Source organism: Paenibacillus cineris, assembly GCF_018333335.1.
Taxonomy (GTDB): domain Bacteria; phylum Bacillota; class Bacilli; order Paenibacillales; family Paenibacillaceae; genus Paenibacillus_AQ; species Paenibacillus_AQ favisporus.
Genome location: NZ_BORU01000003.1, coordinates 502,841 through 529,818, shown reverse-complemented (window position 1 = coordinate 529,818; position 26,978 = coordinate 502,841). Strand labels below are relative to the sequence as shown.

Sequence of the window (26,978 nt, the reverse complement as noted above, 5' to 3'; positions counted from 1 at the left end):
GAACAAGAGATGAAAGATACCGGTAAGGAAACGCAGGCCCAGCCTTCAGCTGGCGCCGAAGGAGTCACTGTCGTGAACGCTGAGAGAGAAAGCGCGGCAGACAAGCCCCGCACCGTCAGCATGGAAGATATCGTCCGGGCACACCACGTGCTGCGGGAGGTTATCGTACGGACGCCGCTGCAGCGGGACCCGGTCCTGTCGGCGAGATACGAATGCAACGTGTTTTTGAAAAGGGAGGATCTGCAGGTCGTGCGTTCCTTCAAGATCCGCGGGGCCTACAATATGATCCGCAGCCTGTCGCCGGAGGAGATGGCGAAGGGAATCGTGTGCGCGAGTGCAGGCAACCATGCGCAGGGTGTGGCCTTTTCCTGCCATGCGCTGAATATTCACGGGAAAATCTACATGCCAAGTACGACCCCGAACCAGAAGGTGAAGCAGGTCAAGCGCTTTGGCGGCAGCAACGTGGAAGTCATTCTGACCGGAGACACGTTCGACGACGCCTACGCAGAGGCGATCAAGGCCTGCGACCGCGAGGGCATGACGTTTATCCATCCGTTTGACGAGCCTAAGATCATTGCAGGGAACGGCACGATTGCGATGGAAGTGATGGAAAGCCTGGATTCGGCTGCAGATCATGTGTTTGTCACCATCGGCGGCGGCGGACTGGCGGCAGGCGTGGCGACGTACATCAAGACGGTCAGTCCCGCGACCAAAGTGATCGGCGTCGAGCCGGAAGGCGCAGCATCGATGAGCGAGGCGCTGGCTCAGCAGGGCGTTGTCACCTTGGATGAGATCGACAAGTTCGTCGACGGAGCAGCCGTGAAAAGGGTGGGCGACACCCCGTACGACATCTGCTCCCGCCTGCTGGACGACGTCGTCAAAGTGCCGGAAGGCAAAGCCTGCACGGCCATCCTGGAGCTCTACAACGAAAATGCAATCGTCGTTGAGCCCGCAGGCTCGCTGCCGGTCGCGGCGCTGGACCTGTACCGGGATGAAATCCGCGGCAAGACGGTCGTCTGCATCATCAGCGGCGGCAACAACGACATCGACCGGATGCAGGAAATCAAGGAGCGCTCGCTTATGTACGAAGGCATTAAGCACTATTTTATGATCAATTTCCCGCAGCGCTCCGGCGCGCTCCGCGAATTTCTGGAAGACGTGCTCGGGCCGGGAGATGACATCACCAACTTTGAGTATACGAAAAAGCACAACAAAGAGAACGGACCGGCGCTCGTCGGCATCGAGCTGAACAGCCGCGAGGATTATGAGCCGCTCATCGAGCGCATGAACCGGAAAGGTCTCAAATATACGGAGCTGAACAAGGATTCCAGCCTGTATAACATGCTGATTTAATAGCGGCCGATCCCCGGCAGCGGATGCTGATATTCTCGCCCCTTGGTGCACCATGCCAACGTGGAAGCAATCCGCTTTCGCCCGCCCAAACTACAAAAAGGGAGACCCTGCAACCATCGCAGCGGTCTCCCTTTTCTATTTTTAATTATGACAAAGGATCAGTTTCGGAGAATGTACGTCGATAGACGATTTTTTATCCGGTTGATGATTCAGCCGATAAAAGTTTCGTCTGATGAACGAACGGCATTATTTCAGCGCGGAATTGATGTAGTTCCGGACTTCCGGCGTCAGGGTGTCTTTGTTTTTGTTCACGACGTCAAGGAATCCCTTGATGCGTTTCAGGTAGCCGCTCGTGGCCGGGTTTCCTTTGCTGACGGCAGCTTCCAGCGCGGCTTTGGCCTTCGGATCGATTTTCTTGCTGTCATAGTCGAACATCGGCGTGTTGTTGAGGCCGTTCATGCTGATGGACAGGTACAGCTGGTACTGCGCTTTGACCTGGGTCACACGGTTGGATTTCGGATACGACTTTACGAATGCTTCCTGGGTCTGGGCACGCTTGATAACTTCCTGCCAGCTGATCGACAGCGCCGCGTCGTTGGCAAAGCGGTTTTTCGTCTCCGCCGTCATGATATCGATATAGCTCTTGATATCGTTGGTTACGTAAGGGCGAACCTTCTGGAAACGCGGGTAGTCCAGCACCAGGTAGAACATGCCTTCAGCCGTTTCGAGACGATAGCCGCTGTCGCGGGCGCCTTTGAAGAGGGTTTTCAGGTTTTTGTCGCTCGTCTTATTGATCAGGGAAGTCAGGTCGTCGCCTTGCTTCATCAGCTTCATGAGGCTGCGCTGTACATTGTCTTTGTAAAATTTCTGGTTCCATGCTTCCAGATTGGCGTTTTCGGCATTCTCCATCTTGAGAGCCATTAGCATCGCTTGATACGGCGTTACTTGATACATGTTTTTCTCCATGTATGCAAGTGCTTCCGCCTGCTTCGCCGGTTTCTTCAGCAGCTCCATCATGTGGTTGTAAATGGCGTTGGCGTGCTTCGTTTTGGCCGAGACGGCGGCAGAAACTGCCGATTTGGTAGCGGCAGGCTGCGCAGTGGCGGCATGAACCGCTCCGGCTCCAGTTTGCAGGGTGAGGGCAATCATAAGGGCAGCGGCTGTGGCCGCGGTAACTGTTTTTTTCATAGGTGTGTTCAACCTCCTGTTTGGTATATGAACATATTACCCGAAGGTTGTTTCGCTTTGATCTCAACTTGTTTCCGACTTGTAAACTTTTAGCGATTGATTTTGGTGACAGGGGAATTTCACAGTATTCCGTAGAACTAAATATCAGGGATTCGTATTTTTACTCACGTGTTTTGAATTTTTTGATACTCCATTAATCTACATACAACATATAACGTTTATGATGGATTTGATTTGCCGGCAGCAAGCACCGTATAAATAACGTTAGGGAGCGATTGGCTTGAACCCTGAACCACAACAAACCTTAGAAGCTACTAATGCAAAATCAGGCTCACTCTGGGAGGTGCTTCGCGTCTCCACTAAATTAGGCCTGACCTCCTTTGGCGGTCCGATTGCCCACCTGGGTTACTTCCATGACGAATACGTCCGGCGCAGGAAGTGGATTGACGAAAAAGCCTATGCGGACCTTGTGGCCCTCTGCCAGTTCTTGCCGGGTCCGGCAAGCAGCCAGGTCGGAATCGGGATTGGCATCCTCCGGGCGGGCCTGTGGGGCGGTGTGATGGCCTGGTTAGGCTTTACGCTGCCTTCCGTGATCGTGTTGGTTCTGTTCGCCTTATTGCTTCAAGGTTTCGATATCGCGAATGCAGGCTGGATACATGGGCTTAAAATCGTGGCTGTCGCTATTGTCGCTCAGGCTGTGCTGGGCATGGGCCAAAAGCTGACCCCGGATCGATCCCGGGTCACGATCGCCGTTGGCGCTGCTGCCCTTGTGTTACTATGGCCGACAGCCTATACTCAAGTGCTCATCATTGCCGCAGCTGGAATACTAGGACTGTGGCTGTACAAAAAGGGTCCGGATCCTGGCAGCCAAAGTCTGCGGATGCCGGTGGGCAAACCTTTCGCGATCGGCTGTCTTGTTCTGTTTTTCGGCCTGCTCGCTGCGCTGCCGCTCCTAAGACAAACGTTTGACATCCAATGGCTGGCCCTGTTCGACAGCTTCTACCGCTCGGGGTCATTGGTGTTTGGCGGCGGACATGTCGTACTGCCTTTGCTGGAGCGCGAGGTTGTGCCGACGGGGTGGGTGAATCCGGAAGACTTCCTTGCCGGCTATGGGGCGGCGCAGGCCGTTCCCGGACCGCTGTTTACTTTTGCAGGGTACCTCGGGGCGATGGCCGGCGGAATCACAGGTGCAATTGTAGCGACAGTGGCGATTTTCCTGCCTGCTTTTTTGCTGGTTGCCGGAGCGCTGCCGTTCTGGAACGGCCTCCGTAACAGCCCTAGGGTGCAAGGTGCGCTAATTGGCATTAACGCTGCCGTGGTCGGCATCTTGTTAGCGGCATTCTATGTTCCGATCTGGACGACGGCTGTTACGGCACCGGTTGATTTTGCCTTGGCTCTATTGTTATTTATCCTGCTTGTCTTCTGGAAGCTCCCGCCTTGGGTTGTCGTTCTTGCCGGTGCGTTAGCCGGAATGATTATCGGATGGATATGAGTGGATCTTAGAGGCAGCCGTATATATAGCCAAAAACGAAAAATCCCCTTCGAGCAAGCGCAGCGCTGCCATTCAGCACCTGCCTGCTTAAAGGGGATTTTCACTATGTTCGGGCTATCCGCAAACATGGGGCCAAGGCGCTTTGTCCAGCCAACCTCGTTTGCCGAATCAGCCTCTTCTTAGAAAGATAAAACGCAGCCCGGCCAGCCCAACCAATCCGATCACCAGGCTTACCCATGGGTTGACAGTGAAGACCGGCAGCATGGTCCGCATCGAGAACCCGATGATCATGACGATGATCAGGATAATCAAGTACACTCCGATCGCCTTTAAATCGATCTTGGGCTTGCTGGAGCCCTCATCGCTGCCCGGTTTATTCAGGGTCTTGGTGACGAGCTCGGTCAGCAGAATCGAGCCTGCGGCCAACACGATCAGCGCCAGCAGGCTGATCCGATTGATCGGTTCCCCTGCATAGCCGCTCCATTCGGCGACCAGTCCAAACACCGCCTCAACCAAAAACAGAAATGTGAACGCCGCCCAAGGAATCATGATGTAATAAGCGGCTCCCTCGATGGCTTTACGCTTCGGCAGCGCATCCGCGATGCTGCGGGCACAGGCCGCCGGATCTTCGCCATACAGCTGGGATGCCGTGCGGCCGGCTTCCTGGGCCTTCAGCACGTCCGAAGCCACTTCGAGCAGCTTCTTCTCGGCCTGCTGCCGGTCGGCCCGGGTGCTGCGCACCGCGATGATGACATCCTCCACGTAATCCCGGTTCGCCGGGGTCATGCGTTCGCGCAGCCTGTTATTTTCTTGAATCATTTGCTTGATCGTCATTCTGTACGCTCCTCCATATACCACAAGTATAGGAACAGCCCCGGCCGTTTGCAAGGCAGCCTTCAAGGGATACCGCCCCTCTATTCCTTGAAAAAGAGCATTTCATAGTGCACCGCCACATAAATAATGGCGATAATGACGCAGACGATCAGGATGATCGACAGCGGCTTTTCCTGGGCAAACGTCATGACATGGTCCCACATGGATGATCCATCCTCTCGCAAAAATGATAAGTAGACCTAGTTTCTGCCGCGCGTCTGTTTTCCATGCAGGCAAGGGGGATATGAGGCGCAGCGATGGTCCATAGCAACGCTCCACAGCGACGCTCCACAGCCCAGCAGTAGTCTCCCGTCTCCCTCAATTTTGTGAACATTTAACGACCCCCGAATAATCCGCACGGCTGCGCGTGACAATAGGTCAATATGCATCAAAAATTTAATCTGACCAGGGGGTGACCTTGTCGTGAGCGACAACTTTAAGCAGAAATATGTGTGGGACAGTAAGAGCAGAGGATGGATCGTGGAAATGGCCGCGCTGGGGTCACTGAACGGGTCCGAAGCAGCGGCCGAACAGGCGCGGACAAAGGGAGAAGAAGGCGGGCAGCCGTCTGTATCCGGGGAGCAGGCAGGGCAAGCAAATCGCATCAGCGATCAAGAGCTTCGCGGCGTTGGCCCGGTCGATGTCGGCAGCGGCATGCGGCGCGTAGGTCCGGCAGCCGAAGATAACGGAATCGGGCCTCGGACGGCGGGCGAATTCACGAGCGAAATGGCCGAGGAGCCGATCGAAGGTTACGGCTGGCTGAATGAACCCGAGTCCAAAGAGGAGCGCGGCAGCTGGCATCCGCAGAACGTGCTGGAAGTAAGTCCGGAGAACAGCCTGCTGACCGATTGGGAAGGCCGGGAGGAAACCCATTCGATGTTCCGCCGAAGTTACGAATAGAGGCATAAGCCGCTTTTTCAATTGACACTCTCCACCCCGCGGTGATAAGATAAATTCCGATATCACATTAAACTTATCGGAATTATCAATATATAAATTTTACGGGGACGGGGGAGTTAGAATGGAGCGGAATATTACGATCCGGCACGAACAGGAGGAGCTGGCGGCGAGCCTGCATTATCCGGTGAAACAGGAAGGCAAGGAAGGCCGGAGCAAGGACCGCGTCCCGCTGGTGATCATCTGCCACGGGTTCGTCGGGAGCCGGATCGGCGTGGACCGGCTGTTCGTGAAGACCGCGCGCGAGCTGGCACGGGAAGGATACATGGTGCTGCGCTTTGACTATGCCGGATGCGGCGAGAGCAGCGGGAGCTACGGGATGGAAGGGCTGGAGTCGATGATCGCCCAGACCCGGACGGTGCTCGATTACGGCATGAGCTGCGTGGATGTCGATCCGACGCGCGTCACCTTGATTGGGCACAGCCTGGGAGGCGTGGTGGCCATCCTGACGGCTGTCCGCGACCGCCGCGTCAAGAGCCTGGTGCTGTGGTCGTCTGTCGGATATCCGCTCAGCGATATTTTGAAAATCACCGGCAGAGACGTGTACGATACCGCGGTGAAATCCGGGTACTCGGATTACCTGGGTTATGACTTCACCCCGGGATTCTTCGACTCGCTCGGCCAGTATCAGCCGCTGCAGGAAGCGGTGAAGTTCGGCGGCGACGTGCTCATCATCCATGGAACGTCGGACGACACCATCCCGGTGGACTATGCATTCCTGTATCAAAAGGTGTTCTGGATGCGCAACGAGGGGCGCTGCGACAAGGAGATCATTTTCCAGGCGGACCATACGTATTCCTCGGGACCTCACCGCAGACAGGTGATCCACTGCACGAAGGAGTGGCTGAACGACCAGGAAGCCGTTCAACAGGAATGGCAGCATTGGATGATCTAGAACGTTACGAGGTTCAGTTATCCCAGGCAGACACCAGGCAGGGTAGGCGTGGATAACGAGGCGAGGCGGCGATCCAAGGCAGGCGGGCGGACCGTATGTTCGGGCGGAAATTGGAAATCTCTCTGCATACACGGTACAATAGAAACAGCAACGTATACTGGCGTGTGGAGGTTGACATCGATGACATTACCAGCACTATTTGTAGCCCACGGTTCACCCATGCTCGCTTTGGAGGATCACGAGTACTCGCGGTTTTTGGAGTCACTGGGACGGGAGCTGCCTGCCCCGGAAGCCATCGTCGTCTTCTCGGCACATTGGGACAGTCCTGAGCAATCGATGACAGTGGACGAATCTCACGATACGATGCATGACTTTTACGGATTTCCTGAAGCGATGTACGAGCTCCGCTACCCGGCTAAGGGGTCGGCAGCCGTCACCCAAAGAATCGCCTGCCTGTTCGAAGCAGGCAACCTGCATTACGAGCCCGTTCTGGGACGCGGCCTGGACCATGGCGCCTGGGTCATCCTGAGCAAAATGTACCCGAACGCGGACATCCCGGTCATCGAGCTGTCCGTGGATTCACGGCGGTCACCTGAGGAGCAGTACGCCATTGGCGCGATGCTGAAGGAGCTGCGTCAGGACAACGTTCTGATCATCGGCAGCGGCGGCCTCGTTCATAACTTGCGGCTGATCAGCCAGACGGATGAACCGGAAGCCTGGGCGGTCGAATTCGACGAATGGATTGCACGGAATCTGGAGACCTGGAACCTGAAAGAGCTGTTTAACTACGACAAAAAAGCACCGCATGCGCGCGAAGCCGTTCCGTCCTACGGGACCGAGCATTTTGCCCCGCTGTTTTACGCGATGGGCGCAGCAAGCGACGAGGCGAAGGCCAAACGGCTGATCCAGACGTACCAATATGGAAGCCTCAGCCTGAACTGCTGGATGTTCGGCGGGTCTTGAACCGATCGGAAGGCTGGCAGCAAGATTGCATATTGAAGTGGACCGGCGAGCACCGAAAGTCCTGTAAAATATAAACGAGCCGGCATCCTTGCCGGCTCGTTTCTTGTTTGAACGGGGGAACGTTCAAAAACAGTATATGGGGAAAGCGGCGGTCCGCATCCATCCATCCGGCCTTCGCGGGATTCGCGCTTCAGCCGAGTGGACGGTGCTGGTTGCGGGCCGTCCGCTTGCTCCTGAAGTTAAGCGGCGCCCTTGCTCTTGCCATTCATGCCTGGTGCGGGTGCCGGCGTGGGATCCATGCCGTCATGATGCCGGTGGAACAAGCCGCGGAGGTAAGGCAGTACCCAGCGGTCCAGACCGATCCGGCCGGCGTTGGCGGCAGCGACGACGATGAACATTTCAAGCAGCAGCATTTGCGCGTTGGTGCTTACGGTTCCCGAGAAGAGGAACGCTGCGTTCATCACCATACCCATCAGGGCGGCGAAGGTGGTGAAGGTGCCGAGGATCAGCCCCAAGCCGACCAGCGTTTCGCCGAGCGGGATCAGGACGTTGAAGAATTTGACGCCCGGCAGGGCCGCGTGTTCCAGGAAGGCGGCCCACCAGCCTTGAACGGCCGGGTGATCACCGGTACTCTTGGCAATCGCCCCCTGCAGGAATCCGCCGGCATCAAAGCCTCCGGTCAGTTTCTCGATACCGCCTTTGATCCAGCTGTACCCCAGGTAGATCCGGACGACGGTCAGCAGCCAGCTTGCTACTTTGTGATTTCTAAGCCAATGGTTGAACATGATTTGTTCCACTCCTTTATTTTCTTTAGGTTATGTTGCTTTTGGAAGATGATCATCTTTGATGTCTTTATTATAAGTGAAATATTTCACAATAACTGTGATATACATCACACATCCAACAAAATACGAAAAAAGATTTCAGTTATGTTTAAGCTTCGGACGCTAAGCTGGATTTATACGAAAAACGGGATGTTTTAGCAGTCGAAAGAATTAATAACCTTCAGTGTAACCGTCTCGGAGTACAATCCCTCGCGTGTCTCTCAAGTTATGCCTGTAGTCCGCTGCAATGTGGTCCGTCAATCTGCTTGGAATCAGGATCAAACGCCTGCTAATGCGAGTCCGTCGGCCCGCCAATCTGCCTGAAAACACAGACAGATGCCGCCCTTTTGTGATTAAATGGAAGGAAAGCATGTGTGGACGAGCCGCACGAAGACAGCAGGGGATGACCGGGAGTTTACGATGAAGGGATGAATCCAAGCGAATGAACGATACGTGGAGTACAGGCTGGAGGAGGCTGGCAGGCACGCTGCTGTGCCTGACGCTGAGCGGCGCGCTCTTGGCCGCCTGCACCGAGAAAGCGGCGGAGGCGCCGCAGCCGCCCGCCGCCGGGGAGCAGGAGCCGGCGCAGGACGAGCCGGCGCCGGAGGAGACCGCCCCGCCGGAAGCGGCGGAGCAGGAGCCGGCCACCTATACGGCGCCGCTGACGGGGCTGCCGGTGGAGCAGCCGGCAGACAAGCGGCCGCTGGCGGTGATGATCAACAACGCGCCGGCGGCACGGCCGCAGTCGGGCCTGAGCCAGGCCGACATCGTCTATGAAGTGCTGGCTGAGGGCGGGATCACGCGGCTGATCGGCATCTTCCAGAGCCGGGGCGCCGAGGAGACGATCGGGCCGATCCGCAGCATCCGCCCGTATCTGATCGATCTGGGCGAGAGCTACGGCGGCGTGCTGGTGCACGCCGGGGGCAGCAACGACGCCTACGCGATCATCCAGCGCCAGCACAAGGAGGACCTGGACGAGATCAGCAACGCCGGGCCGTATTTCTGGCGCGACAAGAGCCGCAAGGCGCCGCACAATCTGTATTCGAGCGCGGATAAGCTGCGCGAGGGAGCGGACAAGCGCGGATACGCGGAGCATGTGGAGCTGAAGTCGTATCCTTTTCATGATCCGGCGGACGAAAGCGTTCCCGAGGGCGAGGACGCTGCGGGCGTCGACGTCACCTTTTTGCTCCAGAGCTATAAAGTTTCCTATAAATATGATACCGCCACCAAGCTCTATCAGCGCTTCATTAACGGCAAGCCGCATATCGACCTGAACAACAACGAGCAGCTGACCGCGGCGAACGTCATCGTGCTGGGAGCCGACCAGAAGGTGCTGGACGATGTGGGCCGACTGGACATCGATGTATCTTCCGGCGGGAAGGCCGTGCTGCTGCAGCGGGGCAAGGTGCTGGAGGGCAAGTGGGTGCGCGCCAAAGGGGATGTCATCCGCTTTGTAAAAGACGGACAAGAGGTGCCGCTCTACCCGGGAACCACGTATTTTAACATCGTGCCGAATGCGCCATCTTTCGACAGCCATCTTCAGCTTCTCAAATGACGGAAAAATAGGGAAAGGATGGCGAATCCTTGCGGGAATTGTCATTCCACCGGATATTTTGGCAGGGAATGGGTAAGTTTAATATATAAATTCGGCAGCGAGTTTACATTGCATTAAAATTGAAAGCCGCTTATCTTTACAAACCGTAGGACGGATTGATAAGATAACAAGGGTTGTCATTCTCATGTTTTTGCGGTGTTTATGCAAACTTATGTAAAGGGGTTATCGTATGAGATTGAAGAAAAAGGACATATTTTTCCAAACCCTGGAGAATATGGCCGATACGATTGTGCAGGCTGCCGATTATTTCGCCCAGCATGTGGACAATCTGCAAGATGTGCTTGTTTTTGCCAACGAAATGAAGAGATTCGAGTCGCAATGTGACGATTACACGCACACGATTATTACAGAACTCAACAAGACATTCATTACGCCCATCGAACGTGACGACATCATGGACCTGACAACCACCATGGATGATGTGATGGACGGGCTGGAGGCCTGCGCTTCCCGTTTCGACATGTACCATCTCCCGGATCCGGATGAGTATATCGTGCAATTCGCGGAAATTCTCCGTCAGTCGGCTTATGAAATTCAGAAAGCGATCCACCTGCTGTCCCAGAAGAAGCTGCTGGCCATGCGTGAATATACGATCCGCCTGAACGACCTGGAGAACCAGGGCGACGAGCTGCTTCGCATTTGTATTAAAGAGCTGTTTGCGAAAGTGACCGATCCGATCGAGCTGATCAAGCGCAAGGAAATTTACGAACGCCTTGAGACGACCACCGACGCTTGCGAAGACGTGGCCAACATGCTGGAATCGATCATTATGAGCAACTCGTAAGGGGTTTTGGAGACACATGGAGACATCATTATTTGTACTTACCATAGTCATCATTCTGGCGCTGGCGTTTGACTTCATCAACGGTTTCCACGATACCGCGAACGCGATTGCCACGTCCGTATCGACACGGGCGCTGAAGCCGCGGACGGCGATCCTTCTGGCGGCGGTCATGAACTTTGTCGGCGCGATTATGTTTACGGGCGTCGCGAAGAAAATCGGCGGCAGTGTCACCGACCCCTCGACGCTGAATAACGGGCTCGAAGTCGTCATAGCCACGCTGCTGGCGGCGATCATTTGGAACCTGGTCACCTGGTGGCTCGGCATTCCGTCCTCCTCGTCACACGCACTCATCGGTGCGCTGGCCGGAGCGGTTTACGTCGGAGCAGGCTCAAGCCATATCAAGTGGAGCGGCTTTACGGAAATTGTGGAAGGCTTGCTGTTATCCCCTCTAATCGCATTTGTGATCGGCTATATCGTCATGACGATTCTGAAGTGGATCTTTGCCAAACGCAGTCCGCATACGGTCAATAAAGGCTTCCGGTTTATGCAGATCATTACGGCGGCGCTGCAGTCGTTCACGCACGGCACCAACGATGCGCAGAAGGCGATGGGGATCATCACCCTGGCGCTGGTAACATCGGGCCGGCTGGAGACGCTCGAAGTTCCGCTCTGGGTTAAAATCGCTGCGGCGACCTCCATGGCGCTCGGCACGTCCATCGGCGGCTGGAAAATTATCAAGACGATGGGCACGAAAATTTTCAAAATCGAGCCGATCAACGGCTTTGCGGCAGACTTCTCGTCCGCTTCCGTCATCTTCACGGCAACGCTCCTGCACCTGCCAGTCAGTACGACGCACGCAATTACGTCTGCGATCTTAGGCGTGGGCAGCGCGAAGCGCTTTTCCGAAGTGAAATGGTCGCTGGCCGGAAGAATCGTCATCACCTGGTTCATTACCATTCCGATTTCAGCGGTGCTGGCGGGCATTATCTTTAAAATCTTTTTCTAATCTTGGTTAATCTCATATATATAGATGTACACATTTGGAGTAGAGTGGGGGCCAATCGTCAAAGGGTTGGCTTTTTTGTTGCGCAAAAACATCGCCGGCGTGACTTCGTTCGAACGGATGCTGTACAATACTAAGATAGATCAGAACATACATATAGAAGTGCTCCGCTTCCGCTGGAGCCGGAACATAAGCCGCTAGAGGGGAGTTTCGCTGAACGCCGATGATACGCACGCTTGCCATTACCCATACCCATGAGGTGCTGACGGGAATTTCGCTGGAAGAAGCCCGGATGGAGGACTATGCCTGGATGTGGGTGGATTTTAACGGTCCGACCGAAGAGGAATCCGCCCTTTTACATACGTATTTTCATTTTCACCCGCTGGCGGTCGAGGACTGTATGCATGTGCTGCAGCGGCCGAAGCTGGATATGTACGAGGATCTGCAGTTCTTCGTTCTGCATGCGCTCGATCCCGATACGCTCGGGGTGGATGAGGTGGACCTTTTCCTCGGGCACGACCTGCTCGTGTCCTTTCATCTCAAAGAGCTGCCGGTCGTCGACGACGCCTGGGAGCAGATCCTCCAGCATGCCCATGACCGCAAAATCTGGGCGCGCGGCCCGGTATCCTGCGCCTATACGATCATGGACCACCTGGTGGACCGCTATTTTCCGAGTTTGTACAAAATCGAGGATGAGCTGGCCGACCTGGAGAACCGCGGCGGCAAAGAGTCGGTCGAGGAACTGATGAACCAGGTGTTCGACCTGCGCGGCCGGCTGCTGAAGCTGCGGCGGACGATCGTGCCGATGCGCGATCTGCTGTACCGGGTCGTCAACTCCCAGCATGTCCAGAACAACAGCGAGCACAAAGTGTATTTTGCCGATATTTACGACCATCTGCTCAAGCTGACCGACATGATCGAGGCCGACCGCGAAATGACTGCCGACCTGCGAGACAGCTACATCTCGCTCAACTCCAACCGGGCAAACGCGATCATGAAGACGCTGACGGTCATTACCGTCATCTTCATGCCGCTGACGCTCATCGCCGGCATCTATGGCATGAACTTCGTCAATATGCCCGAACTCAACTGGAAGTACGGCTACCCCGCCGTCATGCTGCTCATGTTCTTGCTGGGGGCGGGCATGGTGCTGTGGTTCACGAAGCGCGGATGGTTCAAATAGGGGGAAGGACTATCTGGGATTGCGTCAGGCCAAGAGTGTGGCAGGGTAGAACGGGGCAATCGGCCAAGAGCAGGATAAAGTAGAACGGGCGGCAGGACAAGAGAACGTATGGAAGAACGGAATGCGCCAGGCCAAGCACGGAAGTGGAGAGACTTCTGAGCCGGGACCTGGCGCTTGTATGTTCTTTGGGCATGATATGGTGGCGAAGAGGGAATCATCGTTATTCTTCCGGTAAAATGGGCGACATGAGGGTATCGATACTGTGAATGGTGAGTACGATAGGGCAAGAGGTACGATATGGCACCGGTTCATGACACCGGCTCATCGCACCAACGAAGGCTTCGTTCGACACTTAAACGGCAATGGTAGTGGATTTTTAAGCGTCAGCTGCGCTTCTTCTTGGATGTTTTTTTCGACGTGCTCTTCTTCGAAGACGATTTTTTCTTGGAAGACGATTTCTTGGACTTCTTTCTCCGGCGCGGTCTGTACTCGCCATCATTGCTGCTGTTGGTTTTGCCTTTACCGAGACCCGCGAACAGTTTAAACATCGGGGCAATCTGCTGCATACCGGTCATCACCTTCTGGAATTTGCCGACGGAGTTCACAATGCCGTCGATGCCGCCCACCCGATCGATCAGTCCCTTGAGGTCGCCGAGCTGGGCGAGGGAGAAGCCGGTTTTGGCGGTTTCGGCTGCGGCAGCGACCGGTGCGGCGGCTGCGGCTGCGGCGGCCGCGGGAGCAGCCGAGGCGGCTGCGGATACTGGCGGGATGATCTCCGCCGTACCTGCCAACCCTTCAGGTCCGTAATAAGGCGCAAACCCGGGAGCGCCTCCGGGTAATCCGCCGGGTGCTCCAAAGTCCGGATAGCCTTGAATGCCGGGATACGGGGACGGTGGATATGGGGAGGCAAATTCGTTCAGCGAGCGGTGGTCAGCTTTGGGCTTTGCCTTTGACTTATGGTAGTAATGCTCAGGCATGATATCACTTTCCTTTTTGGAATGATTTACTATACTGTATGTGCTGGGCAAACATAATGTATGGACGTTAGCCCGGTAGACAGGGATAGGAGCGGAAACGGGCGGATGCCCAGCCGGCGCGGAAGCAGCGGATGAAACGGTCGGCAACGTTGGAATGCGGCTTATTTTTGCTTGACCCTGACACTAATGTCACGGTTTATAATGAGCTCATCCCAAACAGAAAAGGAAGATGCCGTGATGGATATTTCGTCCCAAGAAGAACACATGATTCAGGCGCTGCGTGAGGTGGCACTACCTCCACTATTTGTGCTCATCCGGATTCGGAACGATATTTTAAGTGACACGGTCAATATCGAAGAAGGCCGGAGAAATGAGATCGTAAGCACGTTGGAACAATACATCGCCCCGCTCTGGGAGGATTATCATAAGGAGAAGAACGCACAAGCCGATGATGGAGCTTCGGATCTGGAATGAATGGACACGACATAGAGAAGGAGCTTCGGGTCTGGAATGAATGGGCCGACATAGAGAAGGAGCTTCGGGTCTGGAATGAATGGGCACGACATAGAGAACGACCATCGAGTTCGGAATGAGTGGACACCAACATCAGAGCGACGCGCCATGCCGCCATATCGGGCGGTTTTTCTTTTGCACAAAAGCCGGCATTCAAGGATCCCAGACCTCTTACCCTACAAGATTCAGCGGAGGCCCAGTTGGTGCGTGGGGGAGGATCCGGGAGAAGGAATATCGCTAACTTGTGATCACAACCCGGAGTCCAGTGCCGGGAATTGGAAATGATCCACCAAAACATGTACAAGCCCGTCTGGATGATGTATAATTTAAGCGCTTTCAAGTGGAAGGTGGTGTTCTATGCATTTTAACCGTGGAAGGGCATCGGGGACCGGGCGGCGGATCCATGTCGCTTTATTTGGCCTGCTGCCATGCAACTCTTCAGTGCGTGAATCCGTTAACGCTTGAAAAGTTCATACCGGCTCGGTACAATGGGAGTACATAGAGGACTATCATTTGAACACGGATTGACCGATATTAAATGTGGAAAGACCCTGTGACGGGAGCAAAATCCTGAATAGGCAATAGTTACAATAGGGGATGATATTTCAGTGCAGCTGAAGAAACTTAATGATAAAAGCATCGACCAACTATTTGAAGCCATTTTAACTCTTAAAGATGTAGAGGAATGCTACGTATTTTTCGACGATCTGTGTACTGTCAACGAAATCCAATCCCTCTCCCAGCGTCTGGAAGTGGCGCGCATGCTCGGCAAGGGCAGCACGTACAATCAGATCGAGGCGGAGACGGGAGCCAGCACGGCCACCATTTCGCGGGTGAAGCGCTGTTTGAATTATGGCAACGAAGGGTATAAAATGACGTTAGAGCGTCTCGGGCGTTAATATGCGCAAACCGGGGGTACTTGTTATCAGTCACGGCTCCAGGGAATCCTCCTGGGTCCAACTGGTCGACGATGCCGTTGGGCAGCTGCCGCTGCGGGGAGAACTCCCTGTGGCGGCTTCGTTCTTGGAGATCGTGGAAGGCCGCTTGATTCAGGACGGGATCGATGATCTGGAGCGTCAGGGCGTTACGGATATACTGGTGATTCCGCTGTTTGTCTCTTCGGGCAGCACCCATGTGAATGAAATCGCATATGCGCTCGGCGTCATTGACGCCCCGGCCATCGACACGGACCTGGAGCCATTTCGCATCCGGGCGAATATTCTGTACGGAGAGCCGATCGACAACGATCCGGACGTGGCCCGCATGGTGTGGGATAAAGTGAAGACGGAATCGAAGAACCCCGGCGAGGAGGTTCTTATTCTTGTTGGTCACGGCAGCAGCCACGACGGCTTCCGCGAGCGCTGGGAGGAAGGCCTCTCGCGCCTGGCGGAGAGCGCCCGGGCGATCGGCGGCCTGGCCGCGGCGGACTATGCCCTGCTTCGGCCCGACAGCGTGCGGGCGAAGGTGGAATACTGGCAGAAGGAACGCGGAATGCAGGTGATTGCAGCTCCGCTCTTTTTGAGTGACGGCTATTTCACCCGGACGGTGATTCCGCAGCGGCTGGACGGGTTAAATTACCGGTATTCAGGTGAAGCGCTGCTGCCGCACCCGCTGCTGACCCATTGGATGGAACGGCAGATCCGGAGCTGGCTTGCGCGTGTTGCTGATGCGTCATTGTAAGGAACAGGCGCTTATTCGGAAATTATCAACTTATTAGGTGGCGTATGTATGAAAAGAGCACGTTTGATTTATAATCCCACCTCAGGCCGGGAGGAAATGCGCCGGCGTCTGCCGGACATTCTGCACCGGCTCGATCAGGGCGGCATCGAGGCTTCCTGCCATGCCACGATGGGCGAAGGGGACGCCACGAAGGCGGCCATCGACGCCGTGGAGCGGGGGTACGACATGATCATCGCCGCCGGCGGGGACGGCACGCTGTACGAGGTCGTCAACGGCATGGCGGAGCGGGATAACCTGCCGCCGCTCGGCGTGTTCCCGGTCGGAACGACAAACGATTTTGCGCGGGGACTCGGCATTCCGAGGAACTGGGAAGACTACTGCGATCTGGTCATCCGCCAGCAGACCCGCCCGATCGACGTGGGCAAGGCGAACGACCGGTATTTCATCAACATCGCCGGGGGAGGCACGCTCACAGAGCTGACTTACGACGTGCCCAGCCGGCTGAAGACGATGATCGGCCAGCTCGCTTATTATATTAAAGGCGTGGAGAAGATGGTCAGCCTGTCTCCGCAGGAGCTGATCATCAATGCCGAGGGCCAGGAGACGATCCATGACGAGTTCATGATCTTCCTGATCACGAACACGAATTCCGTTGGCGGCTTCGAGAAGCTCGCGCCGGGCGCGCGGATCGACGACGGCCTGCTCGATGTGATCGCCCTCAAGAAATGCAACCTGGCCGAATTCGTGCGGCTGGTCAGCCTCGCGCTGCGCGGCGAGCATTTCAACGACAAGAAGGTCGTCTACTTCCGCACGAGGTCGATGGAAGTGACGTCCCCGGGCAAGGTGCTGCTGAACCTGGACGGGGAGCTTGGCGGAACGCTGCCAGGGCAGTTTTCGGTGCTGCCGCAGCATTTGCGGATTTTTGCGTAAGGCTTGCTTTTACAACCCATTCGATATAGACAACAGGGATAGGAACAGAATGGTTCACCCTGCCGTAGGGAAGCTGGGCAGGCGGTGGATCATCGCAGGAGAGTTAAGGTGTCGGCATGCGGCTCATCCGCCAGGGATGGGGGCAGGGCATCTTGACTTTTTTTGTGCGCTTTTCTGTTATAATGGGAAGGATGCGGGGAAGAAATGAAGCCAGAGGGTTGTGGGGCTTATGACCCGCGGGTTAAAGATGGATTAGTGTGTAGAGCAAGGAATGAGCAAGGATTAGTATGCGGAACATGGATGAATCATAGAGCAGTATATGCGGTACAAGGATAGTCATGGATCAGTTTGCAGAGCAAGTAACGGAATATCATTCCTCATATAACTTTGACGAATACAAGTGGACAGGCCGCCGTGCATCGGGGCTGTCCCTTTCAAAATATACTCGAAAGAAGTGACTCAAGCAGCATGAACAAGCGACACAGCCGCCGGAATTCCGGCCGCCGCAGCACGCCTGCAGCGATTGCCGGCCTGCCGGTAGCGAAAAACGATGAGGCCGTCATCGACATCATCGGCATGAACCATGACGGAGAAGGAGTAGGCCGCGCCGAAGGCTATACCCTGTTCGTCGCGGGCGCCCTTCCCGGCGAGAAGGTCCGCGTGAAGGTGCTCAAGACCAAGAAGCAGTACGGCTACGCCAAGCTGCTCGACATCGTGCAGGCAAGCCCCAACCGGATCGCGGCGCCCTGCCCGATCTATGACCAGTGCGGCGGCTGCCAGCTGCAGCATATGGACTACGCCGCCCAGCTCGCGTGGAAGCGCCAGCTGGTCGTGGACAACCTGACGCGCATCGGCAAGCTGCAGGTGCTCGGCGAGCCCGAGCTGCGCGGGCAGCAGGCTACCGATGGGGCGGAAGGCGCGGCGGCTGCTGCGCCGGCGTCCATCGCAGCGGGCGGTGCAGCGCAGCAGGGCATCCAGGTTCATGCCACGCTGGGCATGAACGAGCCGTGGCGCTACCGCAACAAGGCCCAGGTGCCGATCGGCGTCACCGAAGGCGGCCTGGTGGGCGGCTTCTACGCCCGGGGCAGCCACCGCATCATCGACATGGAGACCTGCCTCATTCAGCACGAGCACAACGACGAGGTCGTTGCCCGTGTGAAGGCCATCGGGCGGAAGCTCGGCATCACCGCGTACGACGAAGAAACCGGCCAAGGCCTGCTTCGTCACGTTGTCGTGAAGGTGGCCTTCCGCACCGGTGAGATGATGATCGTTCTTGTTACGAACGGAGACAAGATACCGCATAAGGATGAATGGATCTCGGAGATCCGAGAGCAGCTGCCGTCGGTCGTCAGCATCTGCCAGAACGTCAACACGAAGCAGACGAATGTGATTTTCGGTGACGTGACTCGCGTCCTGTGGGGCAGTGAGGTCATTTATGATTATATCGGCGACGTGAAATTCGCCATCTCGGCGCGGTCATTCTATCAGGTGAACCCGGCACAGACCGAGGTGCTGTACGGAAAGACGGTCGAGTATGCGCAGCTGACCGGTAAGGAAACGGTCATCGACGCGTACTGTGGTATCGGGACGATTTCGCTGTTTCTTGCCCAGCATGCGGGCAAGGTGTACGGCGTTGAGATCGTGCCGGAGGCGATTGAGGATGCACGCCGCAACGCGGAACTGAACGGGATGAGCAACGTCACGTTCGAGGTCGGAGCGTCCGAGGATGTCATTCCTGCCTGGAAGGAGCAGGGCATCGAAGCGGACGTCATCGTCGTCGACCCGCCGCGCAAGGGCTGCGATCCAAAGCTGCTGGAGACGATCCTGGAGATGAAGCCGGAGCGGGTGGTTTACGTGAGCTGTAATCCATCTACATTGGCGCGGGATTTGCGGATGCTGGAGGACGGCGGGTACAAGACGGTGGAAGTGACGCCGGTGGATATGTTCCCGCATACCGTTCACGTTGAATCAGTGGCTTGGTTGGTGAGGGATGGTGCTGTAAATAGCACTCAAAGTTAAGCCAAAGCCTAACTAGTCTGCATAAAGCATAAATAGTCTGCCTAAGAGCCGAACGAAATTCAGGTACTCACTCCTGATTTTCTCGGCTTTTTTAAACCCAATCGATATCCGCCGGGGGAACCCAGGGGCAGGGAATATTATTTTTAGGGAGCGGGACAGGATACATGCATACCGTTTCCCCTCAATCCTGAACCGAGAACCCGCTAAGACCCTTGCCCCGCCTGCATTTTGCCTACTGATGAGTCCATCCAGCTTTACCCCTATCCCACCATTTGACAAACTACCTACCAGAAGGTAGAATGACGATATGAACAATTTATCTAACACCTATGACGAAATCCTGGCTTGTGCGCGTTCTCTGATCATCGCTGGTGGCTACAACGGTTTCAGTTATGCCGACATCGCTGATGTGGTTGGGATTCGTAAGGCGAGCATCCATCACCATTTCCCAAGCAAGGTAGATCTGGTCCGAACGCTGGTTGCGCGGTATCGGAAAGAGGCCGAAGAGGGGATGGCGAATCTCGAGCATCAGGTATCCGATCCGTTCGAACTGCTTCGGTTCTACACGGGTTATTGGGAAGCCTGCATCATGGACGACAGCGCTCCGTTTTGTGTCTGCGCGCTGTTGGCAAGCCAGCTCCCCGTTCTGCCCGAGGAAGTTGGCCTAGAGGTCCGGGCGCATTTCCGCTCCCTGTCGGCTTGGTTGACAGCTGTGCTGGAGCGCGGTGCACGGCAAGGGGAGCTTCAACTGATGGGTACTCCTCATGATGAGGCCGAAGCGTTCATGGCGACGGTTCACGGCGCGATGCTCTCGGCGCGGGCCTATGGCGATCCGAAAATATTCGGCGTCGTGACAAGCTCGCTCTTGGAGCGATTCTCTTCGCGATGAAAGCCGCGATGGAGATGGTTTGTAGTCATAATCTAGAAGAAAAGAGGTGAATCCTTTAGCTTTACCCACTTTGAGAGCAGGCTATATTCTAATGAGGATTAGCCCGCTATATTACGAACGAGTCGCATCTCATCCGCCAATTGCAGATACGAGGCATGCCGTCTACATAACGTCAGTCTACAGTGAGAACGGCGTATTCTTGTCGCTGAATGATTGCTAAATGGCCCCTGCTGCCCGTCGATTGATCAGACATACCTCCAGAGCTGCTGAGTATGGGATATCGGTTGTGGCCGGTCCCGTCGAGTGGTCCGCGCGTGATGTTTTTTCACGACAGGCACGGGGGACGTTTAAAGCAGCCGGCGGAGTCTTGTCTTTTTAACCTACCTATTAGTAGGTAGTGGTTTACGACCAAATGAATTTTTGATCAGGAGTGCTGTCAGCCGCTAGTATCGGCTCGCGCCAAGACAAAACAAATCAACCTTGTCCTTATGGACTGGAAGGAGACAATGATGTTTGGAATTTCATCACTCGGCTGGGTGCATACACTCAGCAGCTTGCCCGCCATTCCGCTGGCTATCTATATGTTTGCTCGTTACGGACGGATTGTGCCCTGGTCAAAGCCCGGTATCGTCTACTTCATTTCGATGCTGATTGGCGCGATCACCGTATTCCCCATCGCACATCAGTCGGCTAGCTATGCCATTGGTACCGCAACGATCCTGCTGCTGCTCGCCGGATACGGCGTCGGGCGTATTTCGAGCATTGGGCGTGCGGGCAAATACCTCGAAACCATCTTCCTGAGCCTGACGGCGTTTCTGCTGATGTTGCCGACCATTACCGAAACCCTGACCCGTGTTCCTAACGGCCATCCCTTCGTCACCGATCTGAGTTCGCCCATTCTCCGCGGCGCTCAAGGCATTCTTTTCGTCATTCTTATTGTTGGCTTGACAGCCCAAATCATCCATTTGCGCAGGCAAGGCAAGCGCGCGGCATTCGCCTCACCAGCCGAGATTTCTGCGGAATGAAGCTTCATGAATTGAGATTTAGCCTGATAAATAACCAGCAAGTCTATCTAATTTATAGCCGCTTTTATGAGAAAGTTTTAATTAAAAAGGAGAGCGAAACATGTCATTAACTCAAGCTTTAGCGGAAACCAAACAGCAATTTATCGCGCATACCCCTATAGAGATTCAAACAGAGATGTTCCGTCAGATCCGGGAGCAGCAGGAATCCGGTATTCCTTACGGCCGGCAGGAGGGGGAAAAGGCCAAAGATTTTACACTCAAGAATGCTTTGGGAGAAACGGTGAATCTTTATGATGAACTGTCCAGAGGACCTGTTGTCCTCACTTTCTACCGGGGCGGATGGTGCCCTTTCTGCAACAGTCAGCTGAAGGCTTATCAGAAGCTACTGCCGGACATCGAAGCCCTTGGGGGCCAGTTGATCGCGGTCAGCCCGCAAAGCCCCGACAACACGCTTTCCCAGCAGGAGAAAGAAGAGCTGACCTTCCAAGTACTGAGCGACACCAACGGTCTCGTGGCTGCTTTCTATAACATCCTTTACGACGTTCCGGATTATATCCAGAACATGATGAAACAAATGGGCATGGACCTGGCGGAATACAATGCGACGAACCGTTGGATCCTGCCGATTCCTTCCACCTTTATGATCGACGAATCCGGCATCATCCGTTCTGCCTACGTGAATCCGGACTTTATGCAGCGGTTGGATCCGGACAATATTTTGCATGAATTGAGAAAGCTGTAAACCCTACGATAATAATTGTGCTATACCTCTGGGTTTCATAGGAGTGGCATGATTAAATGATTGGAATAAAGAACGAATTTCTCTGATGGGGGAATTCGTTCTTTTTCTTATAATATCAGAAAGTATAAACTCCAGAGCCATGGCTTCCTGATATTGCAAGAAAAACTTCCTTTAAACGCGGTCTGTCTTCTTGGAAGGTACGTCGATAGAGTTTTTCTTATAATATCAGAAAGTATAAACTCCAGAGCCATGGCGGCTTCCTGATATTGCAAGAAAAACTTCCTTTAAACGCGGTCTGTCTTCTGGGAAGGTACGTCGATAGAGTTTTTCTTATATCTGACAATATAAAAATTCCGGAGTAATTTGATATATAATAGGGTCAGAAGGGTTGGAAGTCCAAGTGTACTTTGGTTTAATCATTAAGTTATGAAGCATGATTTAAGTGGATAAGAAATTGCATATAGGCGTAATATTTTTGGATATCTGCTGAAGCTTTATTATTACGAGAGGATTGAGTTTGAAGTGAACGATAATTTTTGGCTTGATTTACCCCGGCCTTTTTTTATACTTGCACCAATGGAAGATGTGACGCATGTTGTTTTTCGTCATGTCGTGAGTAAAGCAGGAAGACCGGATGTGTTTTTTACCGAGTTTGCGAATACGGAGAGCTACTGTCATCCAGAAGGCAATCATAGTGTGCGCGGCCGTTTGCTATTTACCGAGGATGAACAACCGATGGTTGCACATATATGGGGCGATAAGCCGGAGTATTTTGAAAAGATGAGTATCGGGATGGCGAAGGCAGGCTTTAAAGGGATCGATATCAATATGGGTTGTCCTGTTCCTAATGTAGCATCCAATGGGAAGGGAAGCGGATTAATTCTCCGCCCAGAGGTTGCCGCTGAAATCATCCAAGCCGCCAAAGCAGGAGGTTTGCCTGTAAGTGTAAAGACCAGACTTGGTTTTACCAGGGTGGATGAATGGCAGGACTGGCTGACCCATATTTTGAAGCAGGACATCGCTAATCTTTCGATCCATTTGCGTACACGAGAGGAAATGAGCCAAGTCGATGCGCATTGGGAGCTGATTCCTGAAATTAAGGCACTTCGGGATCGTGTGGCGCCACATACGCTGCTCACGATTAATGGCGATATTCCTGACCGTCAAACGGGCCTGAAGCTGGCAGAACAATATGGTGTGGACGGGATCATGATCGGGCGTGGTATTTTTAAAAATCCGTTTGCCTTTGAAAAAGAGCCGAGGGAACATAGCAGCGCCGAATACCTTGATCTTTTAAGATTGCAGCTGGATCTTCATGATCAGTATTCCCAACAATTAGAGGCACGTCCATTCAAAGCTCTTCATCGCTTTTTCAAAATTTATGTCAAAGGGTTCAGAGGGGCAAGCGAACTCAGAAATCAATTGATGAGCACGGCGTCTACCGATGAAGTGCGTGCGCTTCTGGACGAATTTGCACAGCGTATGGATGAGGGTGCAGACAGTTAAATAAGATATGCGAAGTACTCCGTCCCTTCGGGGATGGAGTTTTTTTGCGTTCTACGATAGACGAATTTAGTCTTATTCGATTGCGATTGTGTTGTATTGAAAGGCAGATTATGATAATTGTACGATAATCATGATCCCTATGGAGTGATGACTTTGAGATACACCGATTACATCCGTCTGAAAACAGGCAGGTACCAATCTGCAGGAAAGTTTGGCGGCGATATCTACGCATATGAGGTCTTAACGGGGATCGCCGACACCCCGGAGTACCACCAAATTTCCAAGGAGGAATTCGAATCGTTTGAAACTTGGAGCCAGGAGTACATTACGGACCTTAAAAAACTCTATGAAATCATTAACCGCCCTGTCATCTGCAGCGGTTACCTGGGAAGAGCGGAGCTGAATACTTCACTGCTTCGGGATATGTAGCCGCAGGAATGGAGAAGAACTTGTATTTATAGTGACAACAAAAAGTATACAATCGTGGGGGTGTTCGTATGATTGATCAAATCAAACAGGTAGTATATGAAAATTGTAGTCAGCCCAATGTATTAGGTGTACTTTTAATGGGTTCGGTTTCAGCTGACGCCCATGACCAGCTCTCAGATGTCGATTTACTTGTCGTCTATCAACAGTCCGAGCCCGTGTTGCGTCTTCCCAACGCGGCTTGGAAATGGGATGTATCCTACATAAGCGAAGAGGAGATTAAAGGGCTTCAAAAATGTTCGGATTGGCGAGCGAACGCTTTTTTAACTGCTCAAATCATCGTTGACCATACCACATGGCTGCCATCGGTTATTCATGAAATCTGTACACTATCTGATCAAGAATCTGAAAGACAAGTCACGGAATGGTTGGATGCCTATCTGAATGCTTTTTACCGATCTATGAAGGCAGTAAGAAGAAATAATGAACTTGGGGCTTTACTGCAGGCTTCTTCGTCTATCATGTGCTTAATCAATTGCTTGTTTAGCATGAATAAGCTTATTCCCCCTTATTTGGATAGAGTCGATATCTTACTCGTTCGTTTGGAGCATCTTCCAATGCAGAAGACAGCTTTAAGTGAACGGTTTGCAGCGATATCCAAAACCGCTAACCCCAAGGATCAAATCATATTGTTTAGAGCTACCGAAAAATTGCTGAGATCTTTTGATTTTAATCAAGTGTATGAGGCATGGGGAGACCAGCTGGAAAATGAAGTGAATTACTGGGACGGCTGAAGATGAGTCCGTTAGGAAGTAAATGATTGAGTGATATGAAATGAGCCTCTTTGCAGCGGACGGCATAAAAGGAATTTTTTTGGAATTGTGGAATATCACATAGCCACAGAAAGGGGTTATTACCGTGAGTATCACTTTTGAATCTGTTAAACAGGAAGTTGAGGAGCTCGTACAGTTCCTCACATCAGATAGCTGGCCTTATCATGGAGTTGAGAACCCTACTGAATCCGATATCAGAAAGGCTTATGAAAATGGCGCCTATCACAATGAGAATACTCGAACGTTCTGGATCATTGATCAAGGCGGCCATCAGAAAATCGGACTGATCCGATTGTTTGACGTCTCCGATCCGATTGTTATGTTTGATCTGAGAATCCGAAGCGAGTATCGGGGCAAGGGTATTGGAAAGTCAGCTTTGAGTTGGATCGTCTCGCACGTGTTCTCTGAATACCCGGAAGCGATCCGCATTGAAGGACATACCCGAGTGGATAACACGGCTATGCAAGCTCTATTTGCTAAATCGTTGTTCGTGTTGGAAGCGTATCATCGTAAATCTTGGAGACAAGCCGGGCTATTGTTTGACTCCGTCGGTTACGCGGTGATTAGGGAAGACTGGGAGAACAATCAGGTTACACCTATTCCTTGGTCGATAAAATAATTGATGGAATCCAATTTATTTCATTAGCAATTACGCTAATGGGAAACGTTATTTTCATTAACCTAAAGGCCAGGATCATTCAATTGTTTCTCGAATATTTGATCAGCTGGATAATTTATTGAACTTTGTGAAGATAACGTTTATCTGAAAGATACGCAAATCTTATAGGTAAGGGTGGTTCGTTTGGAGCAAGGACTTATTGTGTTGTTGAACGGAACTTCAAGTGCAGGAAAGACGAGTATTTCCATGGAACTGACCAACCAGAAAGAGATTCTTTTTCATCATTTATCCATTGATGATTTTTATCATAATTACAATGATTTTATTAATAATAAATTTCCAGATTTAAAACCTGTAAGAAAATTGGATGATGAAGGTATCGGACAAATCATATTTGATCCCATAATCTCTATGTACTACGCGACAATTAAATTGTTTTCCGAAATGGGACTGAATGTAATCGTCGATACCGTAATCGAAAATGATAAGTGGTTTAATGATTATCTTGATGCACTTTTTGATTATCCTACATTATTTGTAGGTGTCATATGCTCGAAAGAAGAACTTGCAAGAAGAGAACAAATCAGAGGAGATCGCAAGATTGGACTAGCAGCTTCCCAGTTCGACAAAGTATATTCCTTTAATGAATATGACCTTGAAGTAAATACTGAAGAGTTGAGCGCAACAGAATGTGCCGAAAAAATATTAAGTTTTATTAAGTCCGATCAGGATTATGCTGCATTTAAGAAATTAAGTAAAAGAGAGGTCAGTGTTTCATAGAAGGCGAATCCATCAGATAACAACATATTTCAAGATAGGGGCTATTTCCTCTGTCTGGCGGGAGATTTGGAATAAACCCAATGGCTCAATCATGACGTCAGCCGGACAAAATAATAGGCTGTCGTCGTTAAGCTAACGGGCAAGGATAATGGAGTGATTTTGCGAAGGAATCGAGTTGAGGTGGTGGCACTTTTGATCAGAGTGGTTCTGTGGGACTTGGATGGGACAATTCAAGATAGTGATTCGTTGGCGAAGGAAGGTACACGTTATGGATTTAAACAGGTGCTTGGAAGGGAGCCGACAGACGACGAATTTTCTCAGCTGGTTGGACGCCCCGTTCCTGTAGTCTATAAAGAATGGTTCGATGACAATTTGGCAAAACAAATTCTAGATACGGGAACACGTTACTACCAAGAACGTGCGGAACAGATCCTTTGCTACCCAGATGTACCCGAGCTTCTGGACGAATTGAAGCAGAGAGGTTATCGGATGGGAATCGTATCTTCTAAACGGCGATTTCATGTCTTAAAAGAATTACAAAACAAATCATTGGACATCTTGTTTGACGTTATCGTAGCCCAGGAAGACACCCTACAACATAAACCTCATCCTGATCCTCTAGTTCTCGCTGCAAGTCACTTTAATTCACTCCCTGAAAATTGTCTGTATATCGGAGACCAACCCTCAGATATAAGAGCAGCTCATGCAGCACGAATGAGGAGTATTGCGGCACTTTGGGGAGATGGCAATTATGAACGACTTAAGCCGATATGTCCAACAATGTTTGCCCATACCCCGATGGATGTACTTAACTTTCTGCCCAATATCCATATGAAGTTAATCTAGCCAAGGACAAAACCTCTGTACCGATTGCCGATTAGATAAGTATCTAAGTAATATTTCACTGCT

The 26,978-nt window shown here is 52.8% G+C and carries 28 protein-coding genes; 23 read left to right on the top strand and 5 right to left on the bottom strand.

The annotated features are described in order from the left end of the window. The first annotated feature begins 120 nt into the window (after positions 1–120). A complete protein-coding gene (ilvA, locus tag KI379_RS26630; RefSeq protein WP_234489521.1) occupies positions 121–1,353 on the top strand; it encodes a threonine ammonia-lyase IlvA in 1,233 nt (410 codons plus the stop codon). Between the two features lie 246 nt (positions 1,354–1,599). Here the strand turns inward: ilvA and KI379_RS26625 are convergent, their stop codons facing one another. Further along, positions 1,600–2,541: a hypothetical protein gene (locus tag KI379_RS26625; protein WP_212985488.1), complete on the bottom strand. Its 942-nt coding sequence runs from the start codon at positions 2,539–2,541 to the stop codon at positions 1,600–1,602. A 280-nt stretch (positions 2,542–2,821) separates the two neighbouring features. On the opposite strand from KI379_RS26625, the gene KI379_RS26620 reads away from it, so the two are divergent. Beyond that, on the top strand, positions 2,822–4,033 hold the full coding sequence (locus KI379_RS26620) for a chromate transporter (RefSeq protein WP_212985487.1): 1,212 nt from the start codon (positions 2,822–2,824) through the stop codon (positions 4,031–4,033). 168 nt (positions 4,034–4,201) lie between these two features. Here KI379_RS26620 and KI379_RS26615 read toward each other — a convergent pair whose 3' ends face one another. Both KI379_RS26615 and KI379_RS34270 read right to left on the bottom strand, forming a co-directional pair. Then, on the bottom strand, positions 4,202–4,867 hold the full coding sequence (locus KI379_RS26615; RefSeq protein ID WP_076176791.1) for a DUF1129 family protein: 666 nt from the start codon (positions 4,865–4,867) through the stop codon (positions 4,202–4,204). Between the two features lie 80 nt (positions 4,868–4,947). Further along, complete coding sequence (locus KI379_RS34270; RefSeq protein WP_280518786.1) at positions 4,948–5,070, bottom strand: hypothetical protein; 123 nt, start codon at positions 5,068–5,070, stop codon at positions 4,948–4,950. 259 nt (positions 5,071–5,329) lie between these two features. On the opposite strand from KI379_RS34270, the gene KI379_RS26610 reads away from it, so the two are divergent. The 3 genes from KI379_RS26610 to KI379_RS26600 all read left to right on the top strand — a co-directional run bounded on the left by KI379_RS26610 (position 5,330) and on the right by KI379_RS26600 (position 7,721). Continuing rightward, positions 5,330–5,806: a hypothetical protein gene (locus tag KI379_RS26610; protein WP_212985486.1), complete on the top strand. Its 477-nt coding sequence runs from the start codon at positions 5,330–5,332 to the stop codon at positions 5,804–5,806. A gap of 121 nt (positions 5,807–5,927) precedes the next feature. Then, positions 5,928–6,758, top strand: coding sequence for an alpha/beta hydrolase (locus tag KI379_RS26605; RefSeq protein ID WP_076176789.1), 831 nt, complete (start codon positions 5,928–5,930; stop codon positions 6,756–6,758). A gap of 180 nt (positions 6,759–6,938) precedes the next feature. Next, positions 6,939–7,721, top strand: a complete 783-nt coding sequence (locus KI379_RS26600) for a DODA-type extradiol aromatic ring-opening family dioxygenase (RefSeq protein ID WP_212985485.1) — start codon at positions 6,939–6,941, stop codon at positions 7,719–7,721. Positions 7,722–7,960: 239 nt separating this feature from the next. Here the strand turns inward: KI379_RS26600 and KI379_RS26595 are convergent, their stop codons facing one another. Further along, positions 7,961–8,506, bottom strand: a complete 546-nt coding sequence (locus tag KI379_RS26595) for a DoxX family protein (RefSeq protein ID WP_076176787.1) — start codon at positions 8,504–8,506, stop codon at positions 7,961–7,963. A 481-nt stretch (positions 8,507–8,987) separates the two neighbouring features. Here KI379_RS26595 and KI379_RS26590 point away from each other — a divergent pair, with 481 nt between their 5' ends. The 4 genes from KI379_RS26590 (at position 8,988) to corA (ending at position 13,130) form a co-directional block, all read left to right on the top strand. Then, complete coding sequence (locus KI379_RS26590; protein ID WP_212985484.1) at positions 8,988–10,100, top strand: DUF3048 domain-containing protein; 1,113 nt, start codon at positions 8,988–8,990, stop codon at positions 10,098–10,100. A 229-nt stretch (positions 10,101–10,329) separates the two neighbouring features. Then, positions 10,330–10,944 carry a DUF47 domain-containing protein gene (locus tag KI379_RS26585; protein ID WP_076176785.1) on the top strand — a complete coding sequence of 205 codons (615 nt, stop codon included), beginning with the start codon at positions 10,330–10,332 and terminating at the stop codon, positions 10,942–10,944. 16 nt (positions 10,945–10,960) lie between these two features. Continuing rightward, the gene (locus KI379_RS26580; protein WP_076176784.1) at positions 10,961–11,950 is read left to right on the top strand and encodes an inorganic phosphate transporter; all 990 of its coding nucleotides are present in this window, start codon (positions 10,961–10,963) and stop codon (positions 11,948–11,950) included. A 220-nt stretch (positions 11,951–12,170) separates the two neighbouring features. Further along, positions 12,171–13,130 carry a magnesium/cobalt transporter CorA gene (gene corA / locus KI379_RS26575; protein ID WP_076176783.1) on the top strand — a complete coding sequence of 320 codons (960 nt, stop codon included), beginning with the start codon at positions 12,171–12,173 and terminating at the stop codon, positions 13,128–13,130. Positions 13,131–13,513: 383 nt separating this feature from the next. On the opposite strand, the gene KI379_RS26570 is transcribed toward corA, so the two are convergent. Further along, the gene (locus KI379_RS26570; RefSeq protein ID WP_076176782.1) at positions 13,514–14,107 is read right to left on the bottom strand and encodes a hypothetical protein; all 594 of its coding nucleotides are present in this window, start codon (positions 14,105–14,107) and stop codon (positions 13,514–13,516) included. Positions 14,108–14,344: 237 nt separating this feature from the next. Here KI379_RS26570 and KI379_RS26565 point away from each other — a divergent pair, with 237 nt between their 5' ends. The 14 genes from KI379_RS26565 (at position 14,345) to KI379_RS26500 (ending at position 26,915) form a co-directional block, all read left to right on the top strand. Further along, positions 14,345–14,581: a hypothetical protein gene (locus tag KI379_RS26565; protein ID WP_212985483.1), complete on the top strand. Its 237-nt coding sequence runs from the start codon at positions 14,345–14,347 to the stop codon at positions 14,579–14,581. A 647-nt stretch (positions 14,582–15,228) separates the two neighbouring features. Further along, positions 15,229–15,519: a YerC/YecD family TrpR-related protein gene (locus KI379_RS26560; protein WP_076176780.1), complete on the top strand. Its 291-nt coding sequence runs from the start codon at positions 15,229–15,231 to the stop codon at positions 15,517–15,519. Between the two features lies 1 nt (position 15,520). After that, complete coding sequence (locus KI379_RS26555) at positions 15,521–16,300, top strand: sirohydrochlorin chelatase (RefSeq protein ID WP_212985482.1); 780 nt, start codon at positions 15,521–15,523, stop codon at positions 16,298–16,300. A 48-nt stretch (positions 16,301–16,348) separates the two neighbouring features. After that, positions 16,349–17,230, top strand: coding sequence for a diacylglycerol kinase (locus KI379_RS26550; RefSeq protein ID WP_076176778.1), 882 nt, complete (start codon positions 16,349–16,351; stop codon positions 17,228–17,230). A gap of 468 nt (positions 17,231–17,698) precedes the next feature. Beyond that, positions 17,699–19,249, top strand: coding sequence for a 23S rRNA (uracil(1939)-C(5))-methyltransferase RlmD (gene rlmD, locus KI379_RS26545; protein WP_212985481.1), 1,551 nt, complete (start codon positions 17,699–17,701; stop codon positions 19,247–19,249). Between the two features lie 307 nt (positions 19,250–19,556). Continuing rightward, entirely contained in the window at positions 19,557–20,138 is a 582-nt protein-coding gene (locus KI379_RS26540) for a TetR/AcrR family transcriptional regulator (protein WP_089548955.1), read from the top strand. Between the two features lie 506 nt (positions 20,139–20,644). Continuing rightward, complete coding sequence (locus KI379_RS26535; protein ID WP_244879449.1) at positions 20,645–21,163, top strand: hypothetical protein; 519 nt, start codon at positions 20,645–20,647, stop codon at positions 21,161–21,163. A 100-nt stretch (positions 21,164–21,263) separates the two neighbouring features. Then, entirely contained in the window at positions 21,264–21,905 is a 642-nt protein-coding gene (locus KI379_RS26530; RefSeq protein ID WP_212985480.1) for a peroxiredoxin-like family protein, read from the top strand. 522 nt (positions 21,906–22,427) lie between these two features. Further along, the gene (locus KI379_RS26525) at positions 22,428–23,411 is read left to right on the top strand and encodes a tRNA dihydrouridine synthase (RefSeq protein ID WP_212985479.1); all 984 of its coding nucleotides are present in this window, start codon (positions 22,428–22,430) and stop codon (positions 23,409–23,411) included. Between the two features lie 153 nt (positions 23,412–23,564). Next, the gene (locus tag KI379_RS26520; protein WP_076177101.1) at positions 23,565–23,840 is read left to right on the top strand and encodes a hypothetical protein; all 276 of its coding nucleotides are present in this window, start codon (positions 23,565–23,567) and stop codon (positions 23,838–23,840) included. A gap of 68 nt (positions 23,841–23,908) precedes the next feature. Then, positions 23,909–24,631, top strand: a complete 723-nt coding sequence (locus tag KI379_RS26515) for a nucleotidyltransferase domain-containing protein (RefSeq protein ID WP_212985478.1) — start codon at positions 23,909–23,911, stop codon at positions 24,629–24,631. Between the two features lie 124 nt (positions 24,632–24,755). Continuing rightward, complete coding sequence (locus KI379_RS26510) at positions 24,756–25,289, top strand: GNAT family N-acetyltransferase (RefSeq protein WP_212985477.1); 534 nt, start codon at positions 24,756–24,758, stop codon at positions 25,287–25,289. A 183-nt stretch (positions 25,290–25,472) separates the two neighbouring features. Further along, positions 25,473–26,069: a chloramphenicol phosphotransferase CPT family protein gene (locus KI379_RS26505; protein ID WP_212985476.1), complete on the top strand. Its 597-nt coding sequence runs from the start codon at positions 25,473–25,475 to the stop codon at positions 26,067–26,069. Positions 26,070–26,270: 201 nt separating this feature from the next. Further along, positions 26,271–26,915 (top strand): HAD family hydrolase, encoded by a 645-nt coding sequence (locus KI379_RS26500; RefSeq protein ID WP_244879460.1) that lies wholly within the window; start codon positions 26,271–26,273, stop codon positions 26,913–26,915. Positions 26,916–26,978 lie beyond the last annotated feature (63 nt).

Excerpts from the sequence above, each read along its gene's own strand:
- ilvA (WP_234489521.1), top strand. The coding sequence starts at position 121 with ATGGAAGATATCGTCCGGGCACACCACGTGCTGCGGGAGGTTATCGTA.
- KI379_RS26625 (WP_212985488.1), bottom strand. The coding sequence starts at position 2,541 with ATGAAAAAAACAGTTACCGCGGCCACAGCCGCTGCCCTTATGATTGCC.
- KI379_RS26615 (WP_076176791.1), bottom strand. The coding sequence starts at position 4,867 with ATGACGATCAAGCAAATGATTCAAGAAAATAACAGGCTGCGCGAACGC.
- KI379_RS34270 (WP_280518786.1), bottom strand. The coding sequence starts at position 5,070 with ATGTGGGACCATGTCATGACGTTTGCCCAGGAAAAGCCGCTGTCGATC.
- KI379_RS26605 (WP_076176789.1), top strand. The coding sequence starts at position 5,928 with ATGGAGCGGAATATTACGATCCGGCACGAACAGGAGGAGCTGGCGGCG.
- KI379_RS26600 (WP_212985485.1), top strand. The coding sequence starts at position 6,939 with ATGACATTACCAGCACTATTTGTAGCCCACGGTTCACCCATGCTCGCT.
- KI379_RS26595 (WP_076176787.1), bottom strand. The coding sequence starts at position 8,506 with ATGTTCAACCATTGGCTTAGAAATCACAAAGTAGCAAGCTGGCTGCTG.
- KI379_RS26590 (WP_212985484.1), top strand. The coding sequence starts at position 8,988 with ATGAACGATACGTGGAGTACAGGCTGGAGGAGGCTGGCAGGCACGCTG.
- KI379_RS26585 (WP_076176785.1), top strand. The coding sequence starts at position 10,330 with ATGAGATTGAAGAAAAAGGACATATTTTTCCAAACCCTGGAGAATATG.
- KI379_RS26580 (WP_076176784.1), top strand. The coding sequence starts at position 10,961 with ATGGAGACATCATTATTTGTACTTACCATAGTCATCATTCTGGCGCTG.
- corA (WP_076176783.1), top strand. The coding sequence starts at position 12,171 with ATGATACGCACGCTTGCCATTACCCATACCCATGAGGTGCTGACGGGA.
- KI379_RS26570 (WP_076176782.1), bottom strand. The coding sequence starts at position 14,107 with ATGCCTGAGCATTACTACCATAAGTCAAAGGCAAAGCCCAAAGCTGAC.
- KI379_RS26565 (WP_212985483.1), top strand. The coding sequence starts at position 14,345 with ATGGATATTTCGTCCCAAGAAGAACACATGATTCAGGCGCTGCGTGAG.
- KI379_RS26555 (WP_212985482.1), top strand. The coding sequence starts at position 15,521 with ATGCGCAAACCGGGGGTACTTGTTATCAGTCACGGCTCCAGGGAATCC.
- KI379_RS26550 (WP_076176778.1), top strand. The coding sequence starts at position 16,349 with ATGAAAAGAGCACGTTTGATTTATAATCCCACCTCAGGCCGGGAGGAA.
- rlmD (WP_212985481.1), top strand. The coding sequence starts at position 17,699 with ATGAACAAGCGACACAGCCGCCGGAATTCCGGCCGCCGCAGCACGCCT.
- KI379_RS26540 (WP_089548955.1), top strand. The coding sequence starts at position 19,557 with ATGAACAATTTATCTAACACCTATGACGAAATCCTGGCTTGTGCGCGT.
- KI379_RS26535 (WP_244879449.1), top strand. The coding sequence starts at position 20,645 with ATGATGTTTGGAATTTCATCACTCGGCTGGGTGCATACACTCAGCAGC.
- KI379_RS26530 (WP_212985480.1), top strand. The coding sequence starts at position 21,264 with ATGTCATTAACTCAAGCTTTAGCGGAAACCAAACAGCAATTTATCGCG.
- KI379_RS26515 (WP_212985478.1), top strand. The coding sequence starts at position 23,909 with ATGATTGATCAAATCAAACAGGTAGTATATGAAAATTGTAGTCAGCCC.